The 17,190-nt window shown below is 71.2% G+C and carries 18 protein-coding genes and 1 riboswitch; of the genes, 10 read left to right on the top strand and 8 right to left on the bottom strand.

Translation table 11 applies throughout. The features are described from left to right. Positions 1-69 precede the first annotated feature (69 nt). Together BJ982_RS26965 and BJ982_RS26960 are read left to right on the top strand one after the other, a co-directional pair. A complete protein-coding gene (locus BJ982_RS26965) occupies positions 70-543 on the top strand; it encodes a carboxymuconolactone decarboxylase family protein (RefSeq protein WP_184884577.1) in 474 nt (157 codons plus the stop codon). Between the two features lie 139 nt (positions 544-682). Further along, positions 683-1,606: an RNA polymerase sigma-70 factor gene (locus BJ982_RS26960; protein WP_184884575.1), complete on the top strand. Its 924-nt coding sequence runs from the start codon at positions 683-685 to the stop codon at positions 1,604-1,606. A 47-nt stretch (positions 1,607-1,653) separates the two neighbouring features. Here BJ982_RS26960 and BJ982_RS26955 read toward each other — a convergent pair whose 3' ends face one another. Genes BJ982_RS26955 through BJ982_RS26935 form a run of 5 tightly spaced genes read right to left on the bottom strand, consistent with a single transcriptional unit; the run spans position 1,654 to position 5,499 of the window. Further along, positions 1,654-2,451, bottom strand: a complete 798-nt coding sequence (locus tag BJ982_RS26955) for an ABC transporter permease (protein ID WP_184884573.1) — start codon at positions 2,449-2,451, stop codon at positions 1,654-1,656. After that, entirely contained in the window at positions 2,448-3,341 is an 894-nt protein-coding gene (locus BJ982_RS26950; RefSeq protein ID WP_184884572.1) for an ABC transporter ATP-binding protein, read from the bottom strand. Before BJ982_RS26950 ends, BJ982_RS26955 begins: the two co-directional genes overlap by 4 nt. Then, positions 3,338-3,700, bottom strand: a complete 363-nt coding sequence (locus tag BJ982_RS26945) for a hypothetical protein (RefSeq protein WP_184884571.1) — start codon at positions 3,698-3,700, stop codon at positions 3,338-3,340. The genes BJ982_RS26950 and BJ982_RS26945 overlap by 4 nt, the downstream gene beginning before the upstream one ends. Positions 3,701-3,705: 5 nt before the next feature. Next, entirely contained in the window at positions 3,706-4,248 is a 543-nt protein-coding gene (locus BJ982_RS26940) for a helix-turn-helix domain-containing protein (RefSeq protein ID WP_184884570.1), read from the bottom strand. Between the two features lie 45 nt (positions 4,249-4,293). Further along, complete coding sequence (locus tag BJ982_RS26935) at positions 4,294-5,499, bottom strand: MFS transporter (RefSeq protein ID WP_184884569.1); 1,206 nt, start codon at positions 5,497-5,499, stop codon at positions 4,294-4,296. 91 nt (positions 5,500-5,590) lie between these two features. On the opposite strand from BJ982_RS26935, the gene BJ982_RS26930 reads away from it, so the two are divergent. From BJ982_RS26930 to BJ982_RS26920, 3 genes are all read left to right on the top strand, one after another. After that, positions 5,591-6,493, top strand: coding sequence for a LysR family transcriptional regulator (locus tag BJ982_RS26930; protein ID WP_184884568.1), 903 nt, complete (start codon positions 5,591-5,593; stop codon positions 6,491-6,493). A gap of 655 nt (positions 6,494-7,148) precedes the next feature. Beyond that, on the top strand, positions 7,149-7,658 hold the full coding sequence (locus BJ982_RS26925) for a signal peptidase II (protein WP_184884565.1): 510 nt from the start codon (positions 7,149-7,151) through the stop codon (positions 7,656-7,658). 178 nt (positions 7,659-7,836) lie between these two features. Beyond that, positions 7,837-8,055 (top strand): hypothetical protein, encoded by a 219-nt coding sequence (locus BJ982_RS26920; RefSeq protein ID WP_203958803.1) that lies wholly within the window; start codon positions 7,837-7,839, stop codon positions 8,053-8,055. A gap of 30 nt (positions 8,056-8,085) precedes the next feature. Here the strand turns inward: BJ982_RS26920 and BJ982_RS26915 are convergent, their stop codons facing one another. Beyond that, positions 8,086-8,943, bottom strand: a complete 858-nt coding sequence (locus BJ982_RS26915; protein WP_239122634.1) for an SDR family oxidoreductase — start codon at positions 8,941-8,943, stop codon at positions 8,086-8,088. A 134-nt stretch (positions 8,944-9,077) separates the two neighbouring features. Here BJ982_RS26915 and BJ982_RS26910 point away from each other — a divergent pair, with 134 nt between their 5' ends. From BJ982_RS26910 to BJ982_RS26900, 3 genes are all read left to right on the top strand, one after another. After that, a complete protein-coding gene (locus BJ982_RS26910) occupies positions 9,078-9,686 on the top strand; it encodes a TetR/AcrR family transcriptional regulator (protein ID WP_184884561.1) in 609 nt (202 codons plus the stop codon). Positions 9,687-10,387: 701 nt separating this feature from the next. Beyond that, a complete protein-coding gene (locus BJ982_RS26905) occupies positions 10,388-11,602 on the top strand; it encodes a carbohydrate-binding protein (RefSeq protein WP_239122633.1) in 1,215 nt (404 codons plus the stop codon). 392 nt (positions 11,603-11,994) lie between these two features. Then, positions 11,995-12,080: riboswitch (ZMP/ZTP riboswitch) on the top strand. A 21-nt stretch (positions 12,081-12,101) separates the two neighbouring features. Next, the gene (locus BJ982_RS26900) at positions 12,102-12,962 is read left to right on the top strand and encodes a bifunctional 5,10-methylenetetrahydrofolate dehydrogenase/5,10-methenyltetrahydrofolate cyclohydrolase (RefSeq protein WP_184884556.1); all 861 of its coding nucleotides are present in this window, start codon (positions 12,102-12,104) and stop codon (positions 12,960-12,962) included. A gap of 234 nt (positions 12,963-13,196) precedes the next feature. Here the strand turns inward: BJ982_RS26900 and BJ982_RS26895 are convergent, their stop codons facing one another. Then, positions 13,197-14,354: an erythromycin esterase family protein gene (locus BJ982_RS26895; protein ID WP_184884554.1), complete on the bottom strand. Its 1,158-nt coding sequence runs from the start codon at positions 14,352-14,354 to the stop codon at positions 13,197-13,199. 91 nt (positions 14,355-14,445) lie between these two features. On the opposite strand from BJ982_RS26895, the gene BJ982_RS26890 reads away from it, so the two are divergent. Further along, positions 14,446-15,162 (top strand): TioE family transcriptional regulator, encoded by a 717-nt coding sequence (locus BJ982_RS26890; protein WP_184884552.1) that lies wholly within the window; start codon positions 14,446-14,448, stop codon positions 15,160-15,162. 81 nt (positions 15,163-15,243) lie between these two features. On the opposite strand, the gene BJ982_RS26885 is transcribed toward BJ982_RS26890, so the two are convergent. After that, positions 15,244-16,224, bottom strand: a complete 981-nt coding sequence (locus BJ982_RS26885) for a threonine ammonia-lyase (RefSeq protein ID WP_184884550.1) — start codon at positions 16,222-16,224, stop codon at positions 15,244-15,246. 208 nt (positions 16,225-16,432) lie between these two features. Between BJ982_RS26885 and BJ982_RS26880 the strand changes: the two genes are divergently transcribed. After that, positions 16,433-17,164, top strand: coding sequence for a dienelactone hydrolase family protein (locus BJ982_RS26880; RefSeq protein ID WP_184884548.1), 732 nt, complete (start codon positions 16,433-16,435; stop codon positions 17,162-17,164). Positions 17,165-17,190: the final 26 nt, after the last annotated feature.

Here is a 17,190-nt window from a genome sequence, read left to right as displayed (position 1 = left end):
CATGTCACAGGGCGCCGGGCCACCTCGTCTCAACGGGTGAAGCAACGGACGACCACAGAGGAGCACTCCATGGACGCGCGACTGGACTACTTGGCCTCGCCGGCCGCCGGCAAGGCGCTCAAGCACCTCATGCCGGCGGGTAAGGCCCTCAAGGAATCCTCGCTGCCGGCCGCCGCCCAGGAGCTGGTGGCACTTCGCGTCAGCCAGATCAACGGCTGCGCCGTCTGCGTCGACATGCACACCAAGGACGCCGCCGCCGGCGGCGAGACCTCCGTGCGGCTGAACCTGGTCGCGGCGTGGCGGGAGGCCACCGTCTTCACCGAGGCCGAACGCGCCGCGCTGGAACTGGCGGAGGAAGGGACCCGGGTCGCGGACGCGGCCGGTGGCGTCGGCGACGAGGTGTGGGCGCGCGCCGCCGCGCACTACGACGACGAACAGCTCACCGCCCTGGTGATGCTGATCTCCTTCATGAACATGGCGAACCGGCTGAACATCATCACCCGGCAGCCGGCCGGCGACTACGAGCCCGGCCGGTTCCACTGAACGGCGTCCGCCGCCGGCCCGCGGGTCCGCCTGCGGGCCGGCGGGTGCGGGGCCGCTACCCTGGCCTGCCTGTTCACCAGATGGCGCCTGCTCCAGCGAGCACGGCCAGGCGGGAGGGCTTCAAAGAAGGGGATCCGGCGTGAGCGAGGTCGAGGAGTTCGAGGAGCTGCGGCCGCTGCTGTTCTCCATCGCCTATCGAATCCTGGGCAGTGTGGGCGAGGCCGAGGACGCGGTGCAGGAGACGTGGCTGCGCTTCGCCGGCTCGGCGACCCGGCCCGCCTCGACCAAGGCGTTCCTGGCGACCACGGTGACGCGCATCGCGATCGACGTGCTGCGCTCCGCGCGGTCCCGGCGGGAGGAGTACGTGGGCCCGTGGTTTCCCGAGCCGCTGCTGAGCGATCCGTACCAGGATCCGGCGCGGGCGGCGGAGCTGGCCGACTCGGTGTCGATGGCGGCGCTGCTGCTGCTGGAGCGGCTCAGCCCGCTGGAACGGGCCGTGTTCGTGCTGCGCGAGGTCTTCGGCTTCGGGTTCGACGAGATCGCCGCGACGGTGGGGCGCTCGGAGGCGGCGTGCCGGCAGTTGCTGGTACGGGCGCGGCGGCACGTGGCGGCCGGCCGGCCGCGCTTCGAAGCGCTCCGCCAGGAGCAGGAGGAACTGGCCTCGCGGTTCTTCGACGCGCTGCGCGAAGGCGACGTCGCCGGCCTGCGGGAGCTGCTCGCCGCCGACGTCTCGATGGTCGGCGACGGCGGCGGCAAGGCCCCGCAGCTCGCCCGGGCCGTCATCGGCGCCGCGAAAGTGGCCCGGCTGCTCTCCTCGGTCCACTCCAGGCTGGTCAGGATCGGCGTGCTGGTCGAGCCGCACCACGTCAACGGCCAGCCGGGCGCCATCTTCCGTGACCGGGACGGCAAGGTGCTGCAGACCATGGCGCTCGATGTGCTCGACGGGCGGATCCAGACGATCCGCTCGGTGATCAACCCCGACAAGCTCCGGCACGTGGGCCCGGTAGCGGACGCCTGGGCGATCGACCGCGAAGTACGACGGGCACGCCGATCCACCGGATGAGCACGACAGCCGGCCGCGCCTCGGACCCCGGCGAGCGGCCGGGGTGGTCAGGTCACGTCGCGGCGCATCGGCTTGAGGAGCGCGAAGGCGCTCGCGAGCACCGTGTATCCGACCAGCAGCAGCGCGCCGGCCTGCGGGGAGAGCAGCCGGACCGGTTCGCTGGACAGCTGCTGGGACAGGGCGTCGGCCACGGCGGTGAAGTCGGTCAGCGCCGAGGTGGCGCCGCCGGGGAGCCACGGATACAGGTGGCGGACGCCCGGGATCGTCATCAGGAGCAGCTCCGCGCCGTACAGGTATCCGATCACCACGCACAGGGCGGCGACCTGGTGACGGATCAGGGCTCCCATGCCCACGCCGAGCACCGTGTAGGCGACCATCGCGACCGCCAGCCGGGCCAGCAGTTCCACGACGGTCCCGGCGGGCAGGCCCAGATTCACGCCGCGGGCCGCGGCGGCGCCGAACAGGGCCAGCGCGGCCGTGCCCGACAGGACGAGCCCGTAGACCATGCCCGCGACGCCGTACGTGACCAGCTTGGCGGCCAGCACCCGCCAGCGGCCCGGCGCGAACAGGAACGTGAAGTTCACGGTCCGATGCCGGTATTCGGAGGTCACGGCCAGGGTGCCGATCGCGGCGGGGACGAAGGCGGTGAAGCCGAGGAAACCCAGGACGGCTCGGACCCCGGCCTCGGTGTCCAGTCCGGGCATCGGGGGCTGGAAGTTCTCCGGCCCGACGACGGTCAGCAGGCCGATCAGGCCGCCGCCGAGCAGGGCTGCCACCAGCAGGGCGCCCAGCCACATCCGGGTCGCGAGCAGCCGGCGCACCTCCGCGTGGATCAGGGGTGTCATGCGTTCGTCCGTTCGCCGGTCAGGTCGAGGAAGAGCTGTTCGAGGCTGGGCCGGTGGCTGGTCAGGCCGTGGACGCGCAGGCCGTGCGCGGCCGCGAGGTCGGCGATGGCCGCGGCCTCCAGCCCGTGGACCCGCAGGTCGTCCGGCCCGTCGGCCTCCACCGCCCGCGCCTGCCGTGCGAGGATCCGGCTCAGCGCCGCGCCGTCCGGCGTCCGCACCAGTACGGCCGGCGCCGCGCCGGACAGCTCGCGGAGAGGTCCGGCGCCGAGCAGCCGTCCCTGCCGGATGACCACCACGTCGTCGGCGATCTGCTGCATCTCGCCGAGCGCGTGGCTGGAGACCAGGACGGTCCGTCCCTCGTCGGCCAGCCCGCGCAGGAACGAACGCAGCCACGTCATGCCTTCGGGGTCCAGGCCGTTGCCCGGTTCGTCCAGCAACAGGACGGTGGGGTCGCCCAGCAGGGCGGTGGCCAGGTTGAGCCGCTGGCGCATGCCGGTGGAGAAGGCGCCCGTCCTGCGTCTGGCGACTCCGGCCAGGCCGACCAGATCGAGCAGTCGCGGGACCCGGTCGACGGGGTGTCCGCCCATCGTGGCGTAGATCCGCAAGTGGTCCCATGCCGTGTGGCGCGGGTGAAAGGAGGCGGTGTCGAAGGCCGCTCCGACCACGGCGGTCGGCTGCGGCAGTTCCCGGTAGCGGCGCCCGCCGATGGCCACGCCGCCCGAGGTGGGCGCCACGTGGTCGATCATCATGCGCATCGTGGTGGTCTTGCCGGCGCCGTTGGGGCCGAGGAACGCGGTGACGGCGCCCGGCCGTACGGTGAAGGTCAGGTGGTCCACGGCGGTGACCCGGCCGAAGGTCTTGGTCAGGTCGCGCACCTCGACGCCGGTCACGCGGCCACGCGCCTGATGGTCTCGACGAGCCGGGCGGCGTCGGGGACCGACACGACGACCTCGTCGAACTCGCCGCCGGATCTCGCGCGATCCAGGATGAGGTGCACACCGGGCCGGTGACGGCCGGCCGCGACCAGCTGACGAGGGCCGCCGAACAGACCCCAAACGCCGATCTTGGTGTGCCCGGACACGGCGAGTCCCCGTCGCGCGCCGCGTGCGACGCGCAGCGGCCGGTCGGCGACGGCCGCCCGTCGTACCGCACGCAGGGGAATGGTGTGCCGGGACCGGCCCGTGAAGATCCGCTCCCACGGGCCGAACTCGATGGTGATCGAACCGTCTGCGATCATGACCGTGGCCATGGGTCTCAGCCTTTCGTCAACGGGAGGAGGATCGTCGCCAGCAGTCGAGGCGTCCGGTTCCCTCCCGGTTCGTTCGCGAGCAGGGGCCGCACGAGTTCGGCGAAGCCCTGCGCGAAGCGCGCGAGCTCCTCCTCGTCCAGGTGCAGCACCAGTTGGTGGTAGCCGACGCCGTCGGCCACCAGGTCGATGTGCTCCTTGGTCAGGTAGCGCGAGAACTCCGACAGGAGGGTGGAGACGAACGCGGTGAAGTACCGCGCGTGCTCCTCCGGCGACGCCGAGGCCAGCGCCTCGGCGGACGGCGTCAGGCCCTCCTTGGGCAAGGCGTGGACCCGTTCCGTCGCGCCGCCGACCTTCCGCTCCTCCACCACCTCCAGCATTCCGGCCTTGGCCAGCGTGGCGATGTGCCGGTAGAGGGTGGCTTGCGGCACGTCGGGCAGCAGGCCGGCCAGCTCGGACGCCGTGCGGCGATCCCCGGCCACGGCGGCCAGGATCCGGATGCGCACGGGATGAAGCGCCAGCTCGGCCCACCGCTCAGTCGAAATGCCCACCTTCGGACGTTATCATTATCGATAATGAGAATGCAATGCCGTGCGTCAACGGCGAGCGCGGCCCCTTCGGCCGTTCCCGAAGGTGCGGCCCGAGAAGGCGGCGACGGCCGCGCCGACCGCGGCGAGCACGGCGCCCGCCCACATCACCGCGGAGAGCGACGCGCCGTCCACGACGCGGCCGCCGGCGAACGAGCCGAGCGCGATGGAGACGTTGAAGGCGCCGACGAACAGCGCCGTACCCATCTCCCCGCCGCCCGACCGCATGATCCACAGTTGCAACGTCACCCCCACCCCGCCGTAGCCCAGGCCCCACACCACCAGCACGACCAAGGGCAGGCCGATCAGGGGCAGCGCCGCCGTGGCGAGCGCCATCAGCACGGCCAGCACGACCAGGACCGGCCTGGGGTTCCTGGCCGCCCACGCGCCCGCCGCGAAGTTGCCGGCCACGCCCGCCGCGCCGTACAGCAGCAGGGCGGCGCTGACGAACGCCGGACCCGCCTGCGAGATCTGCTCCAGGAACGGCCGGACGTAGGTGTAGGCCGCGAAGTGGCCGGACACGATCAGGACGGTCAGGACGAGGACGACCTTGAGCGGGCCGGAGAGCCACGCCGGCCCGCGGACGGGCGTCGCCCGGGGCGACGGCTCGGGCACGCGGGCCCGAGGTTCGCCGGGCAGGGGCGGCAGGGCGGTGGCCAGCAGCCCGACCAGGGCCAAGGCCAGCACGCCCATGGCGACGAACGCGGTCCGCCACCCCGCGAACGACGAGATGAACGCTCCCACGGGCACGCCCAGGACCGACGCCACCGACACCCCGGCCAGGATGATCGACGTGGCCCGCCCGACGGCCCCTTCGGGAACCAGGCGCACGCCGAGCCCGGCGGCGAAGGCCCAGAACCCGCCGATGCTCACCCCGGTCAGCACGCGGGCGGCGAGCATGACAGGGTAGTTCGGCGCGAACGCGCCCATCAGATCCGCCACCGCCAGCAGCGCCATCAACCCCATCAGCGTGACCCGCCGGTCGAGCCGCCGGGTGGTGAACGCCAGCACGGGCGCGGAGGCGGCGGCGACCAGCCCGGGCGCCGACATCATCAGCCCGGCGGTCCCGTCGGAGACGCCGAGGGTGGCGGCGATCGAGGTCAGCAGGCCGACGGGCAGCATCTCGCTGGTCACGATGGTGAAGGTGCCCACCGAGACCGAGAACACGGCGAGCCAGCGTGCCCGGGTAACGGGGGAAACGTCCGTCATGGTCATGCCCGTCAGCCTTCTGCGGACCACGGGCGGGAACAATCGCCAAGCTCGAAGGCTTGGTTTAGGAGGATTAAGCGATCACCTGGAGGCGGCGATGGAGTTCAGGGAACTGGAGTGCTTCGTCGTGCTCAGCGAGGAACTGCACTTCGCCCGCACGGCCGAGCGCCTCTACCTCTCACCCGGCCGGGTGAGCCAGCTCATGCGTTCGCTGGAGACCAGGGTCGGCGGCCGGCTCTTCCACCGGACCAGCAGGCACGTGAGCCTCACGCCGTTGGGCGAACGATTCCTGGCCGACCTGCGCCCCTCCTACGACGGTCTCGCGAACGCGATCCGCCGGGCCAAGGCCGCCGCCCGCGAGGTGACAGGCGTGATCAGGCTCGGCTTCCTGGCCACGCCCACGGACGTCGTCACCGGCAGCGTCCGCGCCTTCGAGCGCCGGTACCCGGGGTGCGAGACGGAGCTCGTGGAGATCCCGCTCTCCGACCCCTTCGGCAAGTTGCGGGCCGGGCAGGTGGACATCACGTTCACGCTGCTACCGGTGGAGGAGTCCGATCTGGCGACGGGTGAAGCGCTGAACCGGGTCTCGTACCGGCTCGGTGTCTCCTCGCGCCACCCGCTGGCCACGCGTTCGAGCATCAGCGCGGAGGAACTGGCCGGCGTGTCCCTGATCGGCCTGGACGACCCCGCTCCGCGCGCGTGGCGGGAGTACGTCGCACCGTCCGTCACTCCGTCCGGCCGCCCCGTCCCCCGCGGCGGCACGGTGGCCACCTCCCAAGAGGGACTGACCCAGGTGGCGCTCAACCGGGGCGGCATGCTCTTCTGCACCCCCACGGCGCTTCACCACAGGCGCCCGGACATCACTTTCGTCCCCGTCGTGGGGTTGCCTCCCTCCATGCTCGGCCTGGCCTGGGTGAAGGCGGCGGAGACCGCGGCAATCCGGGCGTTCAACGAGGCGGCCGTCGAGCACGCGCGCGGCGGAGCGGCCCTCGTGGCGTAAGACACTGCCGACCCGCGCCCCCGGCAGATCGCGGGGCCTGACCGCATCCGAGTGCGCTGCTCGTTCTCGGTGATCTCCATCTCGCCCGGCACAACGCCACCGGAAACCCGGCGGACCAGTCGGACGCCATGACGTTGCTCTTCCCCCTCTACCTGAACGACGAGGGCTCCTTTCCCCTGCCTCCGCGTCGGACGCAGGGGCGTCGCCCTCACGCCGGGCGAGCACCGTTTCCGTGTCGACCGTGTCGCGAACCTCCTGCCGGCGTCCCGCCACGAATATGACGCGGTGCGGGACGAGTCGGCGCTGCGACGGCTGCAGGCGGCCGATCGGCGGCAGGACGGTCCCCCGGAGACGATCGCGGCGCTCGCGTACGGACTGACCCGGCTCCGGCTGTTCGCCGGGGAGCGCACGGCGATCCCCGAGGCGGTCGAGCTCGCGGAACGCGCCTTGGCCGAGGTGTGCGACGACGACCCGGGCCGGTCCTCCGCGCGCGCTACCCGCACTCCCCCTCCGTCTGGGTGCCCTACCTTCATATGGGCGCCTAGCCAAGCCCCAACTCCGGCCGCGGCCTCTGGTACTGACGGATGCCTCACAGGGCGCCCGGTAGTCTCAGGCAAATTTTCGTTCGGACATTACTGCGGCACGGAGGCCATGAATGATGCGATCGGAGCGGGGTTCGAGCCGGCTGTACGGCATGATGCTCATGCTGACCGCGGTGGTCGTGCTCCTGGACCAGTTCACCAAGTTCTGGGCGGTCTCCGCGTTGTCCGACGGTGAACGCGTCGCCGTGATCCCCCCTCTGATCCATTTCCGGCTGCTGTACAACCCCGGTGCCGCGTTCTCCATAGGCACCGGCACGACATGGGTGTTCGCCCTTGCGGCGGCGGGCGCGGTGGTCGGCATCCTCTACACCGCACGCCGGCTGGCCTCACGCGGCTGGGCGCTGGTGCTGGGCCTGCTCCTCGGCGGCGCGGTGTCCCACCTGGGCGACCGGCTCTTCCGCGAGCCCGGCTTCGCCCGCGGGCACGTCGTGGACTTCATCGACTACGGCGTGTTCGTGGGCAACGTCGCCGACATCGCCCTCACCTGCGGATGCGCCGCCCTGGTGCTGCTCAGCCTGCGTGGCGTGTCCCTCGCCAAGGAGCCGGGCGAAGAGTCCGCCTGACTTCCGGCCAGACACACGCCGACGCACCGGACGGCGCCGTATGCGCGGGCCCCGGCCCAGATCGGGTGATCCTGGGCCGGGCCGGGATCGGCCTGCCGGTCAGTTGGCCATGTGGGCCCTCGGTGACGGCGGCGGAATCAAGGAGGCCGCGCCGGCGCCCATCGTGGGAGCCGGCCGAGTGGCGCCCCTGGCCGTTGGCCTGCGCAGGTTCGGCGCCGCGGCATTGCTGCAGCCCGCACAGGTCAATGGCTATCCCGCACTGATCCTCCGGCTCGACGGCGAGATCGACACCGTCATCGCGGTGCGCATCGACGCCGGCCTCATCACCGGCCTGTACGCCGTGCGCAACCCCGAGAAGCTGTCACGTGTCGAGCGGGAGACCACCCTGCGCCGCTGATCCTGTTCTCTCGGCCAGGCCGCCCGTGGCTCACGCCGGAGAGCCGGGAGCGGGAACGGCGTGTTCGGCGGCGCGGCTGACCTCTTCCCAGGCCGCCCAGGTGTCCAGGCGTCGGCGGGAGATGTCGGCGGCCAGGTCGTAGACCATGCTGCCGAGCAGGAGGCGCAGTGGCGGGTCGTCGCTGTCGACGAGCTTGAGGAGAGCTTCGGCGGCCAGGCGGGGTTCACTGTCGACGGAGCCCTCCGCCCACTGCTTCTCCAGTTCGACGCGCAGCGGTGCGTAAGGCTCCATGGGCTCGGTGGCGGAGATATGGGAGTAGAGGTCCGTCCAGTAGCCGCCGGGCTGGACGATGCTGAGCTTGACGCCGAAGGTCGCCGCCTCCATGGCCAGCGCCTCGCTCATGCCCTCCAGCGCGAACTTGCTCGCGCTGTACATCCCGGTGGACGGGAAGCCGCCCAGGGCCGCGATGCTGGAGATCTGCACGATATGCCCGGCACCGCGGGCGCGCAGATGGGGCAGGACGGCCTGGGAGACCCACAAGGCGCCGAAGAAGTTGACCTCGAACTGGGCGCGGGCCTCGGCCTCGGTGAACTCCTCGACCATGCCGGACGACATGGTCCCGGCGTTGTTGACCACGATGTCCATCTCTCCGAAATGCTCGGCGGCGCGGGCGACCGCGGCGAACACCGCCGCACGATCGGTCACGTCCAACGGCAGTGCGAGCAGCCGGTCGGCGTGCCGCTCATCGAAATCGGCCGGGGTGACACTGCGGGCGGCGGCGACCACCCGGTCGCCCCGCTCCAGCGCCGCTTGGGCGAAAGCACGTCCGAGGCCGCGGCTGGCGCCGGTGATGAACCAGGTGCGGAAGGAAGCGGAGGAAGTACGCACGAGAGAACTCCGTTCGTCGGCATCGGACATTCATAAGAGCAGAGACGGACCGAGACGGTTCGTCTTGCCATGCGATGACGGTAATCCCTCTCCGCGCGCAAGTCAAGACGGTCCGGTTCGTCTAGAATGACGCCATGGTGACGCACCACAATGCCTCCCGGCGCAGCGAGTCCTCCCGGCGGGCCATCCTCACCGCGGCCCTTGAGCTGGTGAACGAGGTCGGCTACGCCAAGCTCAGCATCGAGGGGATCGCCGCGCGCGCCGGCGTCGGCAAGCAGACGATCTACCGCTGGTGGCCGTCGAAGGGCACGGTGCTCTTCGAGGCGTTCCTCATGCTCAACGAGGGTGAGGACGGAGAGCCCGCGGCGCTGCCCGACACCGGCGATCTGGAAGCGGATCTGAAGACGGTCCTGCGCGCGACGGTCGAGGAACTGAACGACCCGCGCTACGACGAGCCGATGCGGGCGCTCAACACGGCGATCGCGCAGGACTCCGTCCTGGCCGCCGCCTACGCCGAACGGCTGGACGGCCCGATGAAGGAGGTCAAGAAGCAGCGGCTGCGCAGCGCGCAGCAGGCCGGCCAGCTCGCCGGGGACCTCGACCTCGACGTGGCCGTGGACATGGTGTGGGGCCCGGTGCTCAACCGCTGGCTGCAGCGCAGCGCCCCTCTCACCACCGACTACGCCGACAGCGTCGTCACCACCGCCCTCAGCGGCCTGCGCCCCCGCGATTCGGCCTCCTGATCACCCGCCCAGGCAGCGCAGGTCGTGTCGGTTTTCGACGAACTCAAAGATCTTCGCCTCTCCCCCCTGTAGGGGGTCCCAGTAGTAGTCGCGGAAAATCCAACGAACCTGCCGCTGACCGGGCGGGCCGCGCCGGGGCGCTGGCCGGACAGAATCCTGATCCGGTCCGGCACCTGGAACGGCGTCTGGCCGGCTCAGCGCGGTGGGGCCGCTACGGGAGCCAATCCGGCCCTACGCCGGGCGGCGCCATCCACAGCCGAAACCCTGGCTTCTACGAGGCTTGAGGGTTCGCAGCCGGCCGGCGTAGGCGACTGGATCATCCGGAGCGGCGATGGGGAATTCTTCAGCTGCTCCGCAGAAGCGTTCCCCCAGCGGTGCGAACGCGAAGACCGCGACTACAGCGCGCGCCCCTGGCGCGTCGGCCGGGCCTACGCGGAACGGCTAGTCCGAAGTCCCCATTTTGGGACGGTTCCATAATGTCGCGATAGGACCGAAACGATAGTTCCGCTTGCAACGGGTCAGCGGGCTACGGTGGCGGCGCATCCCCCAACCTTCTAGGAGTACCCATGCTCCGAAGCCGCGCGGTCACCGCCGCATGCGCTCTCGCCGTCGGCGCGCTGGCCCTGCTGGTCTCTCCGGCCGGTGCAGAACCCGAAATTTCGGGCCAGTCCGCAAACTCCTCAATCAAGCCCCCTCCGGGTATGGTCCAGGCTCTCCAGCGGGACCTCGGACTCACCGCCGCACAGGCCGAGTCGCGCCTGCTCAACGAGTCCCGCCTGACGAACGTCGAGGCCAAGATCCGCAAGCAGCTCGGCGAGGACTTCGCGGGCTCCTGGCTGAGTGGCCCGACCTCCTCCACCCTCACGGTCGCCACCAGCGACGCTTCGGCGACGTCGCAGGTGAGCGGCGCCGGCGTCCAGGCCAAGGTGGTCAGGCACAGCCTGGCCTCCCTGAACGCCGCCAAGGACGCCCTCGACAGGGCCAGCGCCAAGACCGCCACGAGGTCGGCGCCGGTGTGGTACGTCGACGTGCGGACCAACAGCGTCGTCGTGCAGACCTCCAAGCCCGCCGACGCCGAGGCCTTCATCGCGGCCAGTGGCGCCGACCGGAGCGCCGTGCGCGTCGAGGTGTCGAACGAGACTCCGCAGACGTACTACGACCTGCGCGGCGGCGACGCCTACTACATCGGCAGCGGCAGCCGCTGCTCGATCGGCTTCCCGGCCACCCGCGGCACCCAGGGCGGCTTCGTCAGCGCCGGCCACTGCGGCTCGACCGGCGCCACGACCACCGGCTCCAACCGCGTCGCCCAGGGCACCTTCCAGGGTTCGTCCTTCCCGACCAACGACTACTCGTGGATCGCGACGAACAGCAACTGGACCCCGCAGCCGTGGGTGAACCAGAACGGCGGCAACCTGCAGGTCGCCGGCTCGACGGTGGCGGTCGAGGGCGCCTCGATCTGCCGCTCCGGCTCCACCACCGGCTGGCACTGCGGCAGCGTCCAGCAGCGCAACAGCAGCGTCACCTACTCCCAGGGCACCGTGTACGAGGTCACCCGTACCAACGTGTGCGCCGAGCCCGGTGACTCCGGTGGTTCGTTCATCTCCGGCAACCAGGCGCAGGGCGTGACCTCCGGCGGGTCGGGCAACTGCTCCTCGGGCGGCACGACCTACTTCCAGCCCGTCAACGAGATCCTCTCGGTCTACGGCCTGACGCTGAAGACCACCGGTAGCGGCCCCAGCCCCAGCCCCACCTCCGGCCCCACCGACCCGCCCAGTGGGTCGTGGGCGGCCGGTACGGCGTACAAGGCCGGTGACATCGTGACCTACAACGGCGCGCGCTACCGCTGCGTGCAGCCGCACACCGCCCTCCAGGGCTGGGAGCCGCCGAACACTCCCGCTCTGTGGGCGACCGCCTGAACCGATCCCCTGCGGGCTCCGCTTCCGTGAACGTTCCACGTGAACGCCAGCGGAGGCGGGGCCTGCCGGTACCTACCGCTACCGTGTCCACGCCTACGCGGGCGCCGGCGCCTACACGCCGGGCCTGACCGAGCCGTAATACCACCTCCCGGCACGCGCGCCGGGGCCGCGCACACGCACCCACCTGATGGGCGCACTCGTCGCGGACCTCGCCTCACCCGCCCAGTTCAACCCCCTTGAAGCCATGCAGCCCGCTCCGGCTGCATGGACCACGCCAGGGTGTACAAACGGTGTGTGATGACAGTTATCGGACTGTTATACGTGCTGGTGGGTCCAATCTGTTGGATGTTCGGCGGATGCTGCGGCAACCCCTGTAGGGGTTGGCTAGGGTGGGGTTGGGCCGTGACTGGCGCTGAGGTGGAGTACCACCGGGGAGCGGCCCGGCGAATCGTCGATGCCGTGCGCCTGGGCGACCCACCGCGGACCTCAGGAGTCGCACATGGCCCAGACGCGCACAGCCCGCCTGATGGACGGCACCCGCCTCGCCGCCCGCATCATCGAGACCAGTTCCGCGGCCGCCGAGGACGTGCGGCGGCGCACGGGAACCGCCCCGTGCCTGGCGACCGTGCTGGTCGGAGAAGACCCCGCTTCGGTGACATACGTCCGGATGAAGCGCGCCCGGTGCGAGAAGGCGGGCATCCGGTCCCGGCATGTGGCCTTGCCCGCCTCGGTCGGCACCGGTGATCTGGTCCAGGCCATCACCGAGTTGTCGCAGGACCCGGGCGTGCACGGCATCCTGCTCCAACACCCGGTGGGACCGCACATCGACGAACGCGCCGCCTTCGAAGCCATCGCCCCGGAGAAGGACGTCGACGGCGTCACCATGCACTCCTTCGCCGCGATGGGGTTCGGCCTGCCGGGCTTCGCGTCCTGCACACCGGCAGGGATCATGCGCCTGCTGGACGAGTACGGGGTCGACCTGGCCGGCAAGCACGCGGTGGTGGTGGGCCGCAGCGCCATTCTCGGCAAGCCGGCGGGCATGCTCCTGCTCGGCCGGGACGCCACGGTGACCTACTGCCACTCGCGCACCGCCGACCTGCCGTCGATCGTGCGACAGGCCGATGTCCTGCTGGCCGCGGTGGGCCGGCCGCGGTTCATCGGCGGCCGGGACATCAAGCCCGGCGCCGTGGTGATCGACGCGGGTTACAACCCGGGCAACGTCGGGGACGTCGACTTCGAGACGGCCAAGGACCGGGCGAGCCTGATCACCCCTGTCCCCGGTGGCGTGGGCCCCATGACCATCGCCGTGCTGCTCGCCCAGACGGTCCAGGCGGCGGCACGCCAGCTCAACGTGACCTGATCGCAACGTCCCTTCAGGCGACGCCGTTCCCGGTCATACGCGTGCCCGGCAGGCGAGACGGCGGGCCGAACGGCCGCGCCTGGACGACGCCGGTAAGGGCACGCGCCCGTTCGTGGGCGTCGCCCGTGCCCCCGCAAGGTCAATGGTCACCCGTACTCGGCAACGAGGCGACTCTCGCCGCCCCACCGGATCTGATCAGCGACACGGAACGCCCGCCTGATACGCACGTGCCTGTCAATCCAGCCTGACGGCCTGTTTGAGGAAGACGATGCCGTCGATCATGTCGAGCTGGGCCGGGTCCAGGGGGAAGTAGCGGAAGTCGTCGGAGACGCGCGGGGCGGGCTTCGTGACGGCCTCGGCCAGGTGGCGGGCGTCGACGAGAGAGCGGTCCCACGGGAGCGTGGACAGGATGCCCTCGACGGTGTCCGGCGGCGGGGTGTCGTCGCCGACGGTGCCGAGGGCCGAGGCGAGGAAGGCGTACCGGTCGCCGAGGTGCGCCGCGGTGATCGCCCCCGCGCTCCACCACTCCAGCTGTTGGTCACCGAACGGCATGAGGGTCCTGTTCCGCTGCAGGTGAAGGTTGTGCGCGAAGACCAGGGCCGGGCCGTGCCCGGCGACGGCACGGAGGTTTGCGGCCATCATCGCGTCCCGCAGGGCCGACAGCCGGGCCCACCGCGCCGGGGACGCGTCGGCCATCCCGTGGTGGTAGCGGAGCAGGCCGACGGCGGTGCGCCCGTACAGTGCCGCCCGCTCCCTGTCCTCCGCGCTCAGCCGCGGCACCTGCGTGTCGAGCAGCGCCACCAGGTCGTCGGCGATCAGCCGCAGCCGCTGGGCCTCGGCCGACCGGCCGATCGACTGGGACGGGTCCATGGCCGCGGCCTCGTTCGACCACCGCTCGTCCGGGCCCAGCAGCGTGCCGAGGGTTTCCCTGGTACAAGGGAGCGGGCCGTCGAGGAGGTCGTGGAGAGCGGTGAGGGCCTGGCGCGGGCTCGCCGCCCAGTACTCCAGCGGGCCGTCGAACCCGAAGAACCGGAGCTTCTCCTCATGTTCCTCGTTGTACGCCCGCATCCAGCGCACGAGCTCGCGGCTGGCCGGTGAGGCGCCGAAACCGTGGCTGAAGCCGCGTTCCATGACGTCGTCGAGCGTGCCCGCGCCCGTCGTGATGTAGTCGTCCACCACCAGACCCATGAGACAGTCGCTCTCGACGGCGAACGACCGGTAACCCTCGTGTTCGACCAGATGCCGGAAGACCTCGTTGCGCACGTCACCCAGCTCCCCCACGAAGTGCCTCGCCTCGCCCAGGCCGAGCAGCAGGGGCTTGGCGGGAAGCGACCGGACGAAGGCCGAGATCCCCGCACCGTCGAGCGGCCGGGCGGTGTCCTTGAGATCCATGCCTTCAACGGTATCGTTGAACCTTCGATGGAAACTTTTGCAGACAAATCCCAGATCTCGTCGCGACGGACCTTCAATCGGTGATGCATCCATGAGGCCAGTGGACCTGGCGCGCGAGCACGGCCTGTCCACCCAGGCGATCAGGAACTACGAGGACGCCGGCATCCTGCCCGCCGCCGGACGTACCGTCCACGGCTACCGCACCTATACGCCGCTGCACGCGCAGGCCCTGCGCGCGTTCCTCGCCCTCGTGCCCGGGCACGGCCACCGGACGGCCACGTCGATCATGCAGGCGGTCAACCGGGGTGCCACCGAGGATGCGCTGCGGCTCATCGACGAGAGCCACGGCCAGCTCCTCGGCGACCGCCGCACCCTCCAGGCCGTCGAAGCCGCGCTCCGCGACCTGGCGCCCGTGCCGCAGGAACGCGGCGACACGTTCATCGGCCCGCTGGCCCGGCGGCTCGGCCTCCGCCCCGCCACCCTGCGCAAATGGGAGAGCGCCGGGCTGGTCCGGCCGCGCCGTGATCCGCGGACGGGCTACCGGATCTACGGCGCGGCCGACGTACGGGACGTCCGGCTGGCCCACCAGCTCAGGCGGGGCGGCTACCTGCTGGAGCAGATCGCCCCGCTGATCGCCCAGGTCCGCTCCGCCGGAGGCGTCGCCCCGCTGGAGTCGACCCTGCGCGACTGGCAGAGCCGCCTGTCCGCCCGTGGCCGCGCCATGCTCAAGGGCGCCGCCGACCTGGACGCCTACCTGCGCGCCCGCGAACCTCACATCTGGGACCGGCTCGCGGTCGAACCGGAGTGATTCGCGAAGCCTGTCGTGTCCTGTTGTGAAAGATGACGCGGACGGCCTGGTCGTCCCTCCGGCCGCGGCGTGGCGCGACCGTCAGGATCCGCGGACGGGAGCCGCGCCGACCCAGCGGTGATAGGCGTCCACGTCGACGTTGCTGCCGCACACGATGGTGGCCACGTGCCGGCCGGCGAAGCGGTCACGGTCTTCGAGGATCGCCGCGACGCCGAGCGCCGCCGACGGTTCGACGACGAGGCCGGCGTGGTGGAGGAGCATTCGCATACCGGCCATGATCGACGCCTCCTGGACCAGGACGGCGTCGTCGGCGACCAGGAGGAGGTCGTCCAGGACGGCCGGGATGGGGCACCGGCCGGCGACGCCGTCGGCGATGGTGTCGGTCGTGTCGGTGGTGACGACGCGCCGTTGACGCCAGGAGCGTGTCATCGCCGGCGCGCCCAGCGGCTGGACGCAGATGACCTCGACTTCGGGCGCCAACGCCTTCAGCACATGACCCACACCGGTGGCCAGCGCCCCGCCGCCGAGGGCGATGAGGACCGTGTCGAACGACGGCACGGCGTCCACCAGTTCCAGGCCGATGGTCGCCGCGCCCTCGCAGGTCTCGATGTCCAGGCTGTCCTCGACCAGCCGGATGCCGTCGCGCCGCGCGAGGGCCGCCGCCCGCTCGCGAGCCATGTCGAAGTCGCCGTCCACCAGCTCCAGCCTGGCGTCCAACGCGCGGATGCGGTCGAGCTTGGCCGCGGGCGCGAAACGGGACGCCACGACGGTGACGTCGAGCCCCCGGCCGCGGCCGGACCAGGCGAGGGCTTGGCCGAGGTTGCCCGCGCTGGCGCACACCACGGCCCGCGAGCCGTTGCCGGCGAGCAGGCTCGCGACCAGCTCGGTGCCGCGTCCCTTGAAGCTGCGGACCGGGTTCGCCGTTTCGAGCTTGATGCTCACCGCGCACCCGAGGTCGGGCTCCAGCGCCTCGCAGCGGTACAGCGGAGTGTCGAGGAACATCGGGTCGATCACCCGGCGAGCCGCCCGGATGCGAGCGGTGTCGAGCCGCGTCCCTTGCATGACATGGCAGCGTAGCGGCGCCAGGTGCCGCTACGGGCGGGGATCGCGGAGTAGTTGCCTGCGCAAATAACTCATGGCGTATGTGCAGTGGGATGAACCCAGATGTCCTGCCGGCGAAACCGGCCAGGATGGTGGAGAACAGCTCCCCGACCGGGGCGGGCGGATCCGTCGACCTGCCCGCCCAGGCATCCCGAAAGGCTGGAACGCCATGCGCTTCACCTCTGAGACCACATCCGGCGGTGTCTCCGAACGGCTCTTCACGCTGGGTGAGATTTCCGGCGTGCTGTGGACGCCGGAAGCCGCCACCGGTACTCGTCCCCTTGTCGTCATGGGACATGGCGGCGGTCAGCACAAGAAGGCCCCCGACATCGTGACCCGTGCGCGCCGCTTCGTGGCCGAGTGCGCGTTCGCGGTCGTGGCGGTCGACGTGCCCGGCCATGGGGACCGGCCGATGGAAGAGGAGTACAACCGGATCGCGACCGAGAACCAGGCCCGCGTGGAGGCCGGGGAGGAGCCGGCCCCACTCATCGCGGGTTTCCAGGCGCTCGTGGCCCGCCAGACCGTCCCGGAATGGCGGGCGGTCCTGGACGCGCTCCAGGGGCTGGAGCACGTCGGGGCCGGTCCGGTGGGCTACTGGGGCGTGTCGTTGGGGTGCGGGCTCGGGGTGCCGTTCGTCGCCGCAGAACCCCGGGTTCGCGCGGCGGTGCTGGGCCTGGGCGGCGGGGCGCCATCGGCGGAGGCCGCCGCGAGGATCACGGTCCCGGTGGAGTTCCTGCTGCAATGGGACGACGAGCGGGTGCCGCGGGCCGCGGGCTTGGCGCTGTTCGACGCCTTCGCCTCCAAGGAGAAGACGCTGCACGCCAACCCGGGCGAGCACGGGGAGGTCCCGGCATTCGAGCTGGACAGCACGCTACGGTTCTTCGCCCGGCACCTCGGCTGACGCCGCCTGCCGCCGATCAGGAGACC

Origin of the sequence: Sphaerisporangium siamense (genome assembly GCF_014205275.1) — a bacterium.
GTDB lineage: Bacteria > Actinomycetota > Actinomycetes > Streptosporangiales > Streptosporangiaceae > Sphaerisporangium > Sphaerisporangium siamense.
Note: the sequence above shows the minus strand (reverse complement) of the source record. Positions and strands in the feature narration are given on the sequence as shown.

Excerpts from the sequence above, each read along its gene's own strand:
- BJ982_RS26935 (WP_184884569.1), bottom strand. The coding sequence starts at position 5,499 with ATGACCATGACGGACGTTTCCCCCGTTACCCGGGCACGCTGGCTCGCC.
- BJ982_RS26945 (WP_184884571.1), bottom strand. The coding sequence starts at position 3,700 with ATGGCCACGGTCATGATCGCAGACGGTTCGATCACCATCGAGTTCGGC.
- BJ982_RS26955 (WP_184884573.1), bottom strand. The coding sequence starts at position 2,451 with ATGACACCCCTGATCCACGCGGAGGTGCGCCGGCTGCTCGCGACCCGG.
- BJ982_RS26880 (WP_184884548.1), top strand. The coding sequence starts at position 16,433 with ATGCGCTTCACCTCTGAGACCACATCCGGCGGTGTCTCCGAACGGCTC.
- BJ982_RS26900 (WP_184884556.1), top strand. The coding sequence starts at position 12,102 with ATGGCCCAGACGCGCACAGCCCGCCTGATGGACGGCACCCGCCTCGCC.
- BJ982_RS26930 (WP_184884568.1), top strand. The coding sequence starts at position 5,591 with ATGGAGTTCAGGGAACTGGAGTGCTTCGTCGTGCTCAGCGAGGAACTG.
- BJ982_RS26890 (WP_184884552.1), top strand. The coding sequence starts at position 14,446 with ATGAGGCCAGTGGACCTGGCGCGCGAGCACGGCCTGTCCACCCAGGCG.
- BJ982_RS26925 (WP_184884565.1), top strand. The coding sequence starts at position 7,149 with ATGATGCGATCGGAGCGGGGTTCGAGCCGGCTGTACGGCATGATGCTC.
- BJ982_RS26885 (WP_184884550.1), bottom strand. The coding sequence starts at position 16,224 with ATGCAAGGGACGCGGCTCGACACCGCTCGCATCCGGGCGGCTCGCCGG.
- BJ982_RS26895 (WP_184884554.1), bottom strand. The coding sequence starts at position 14,354 with ATGGATCTCAAGGACACCGCCCGGCCGCTCGACGGTGCGGGGATCTCG.
- BJ982_RS26910 (WP_184884561.1), top strand. The coding sequence starts at position 9,078 with ATGGTGACGCACCACAATGCCTCCCGGCGCAGCGAGTCCTCCCGGCGG.
- BJ982_RS26905 (WP_239122633.1), top strand. The coding sequence starts at position 10,388 with ATGGTCCAGGCTCTCCAGCGGGACCTCGGACTCACCGCCGCACAGGCC.
- BJ982_RS26965 (WP_184884577.1), top strand. The coding sequence starts at position 70 with ATGGACGCGCGACTGGACTACTTGGCCTCGCCGGCCGCCGGCAAGGCG.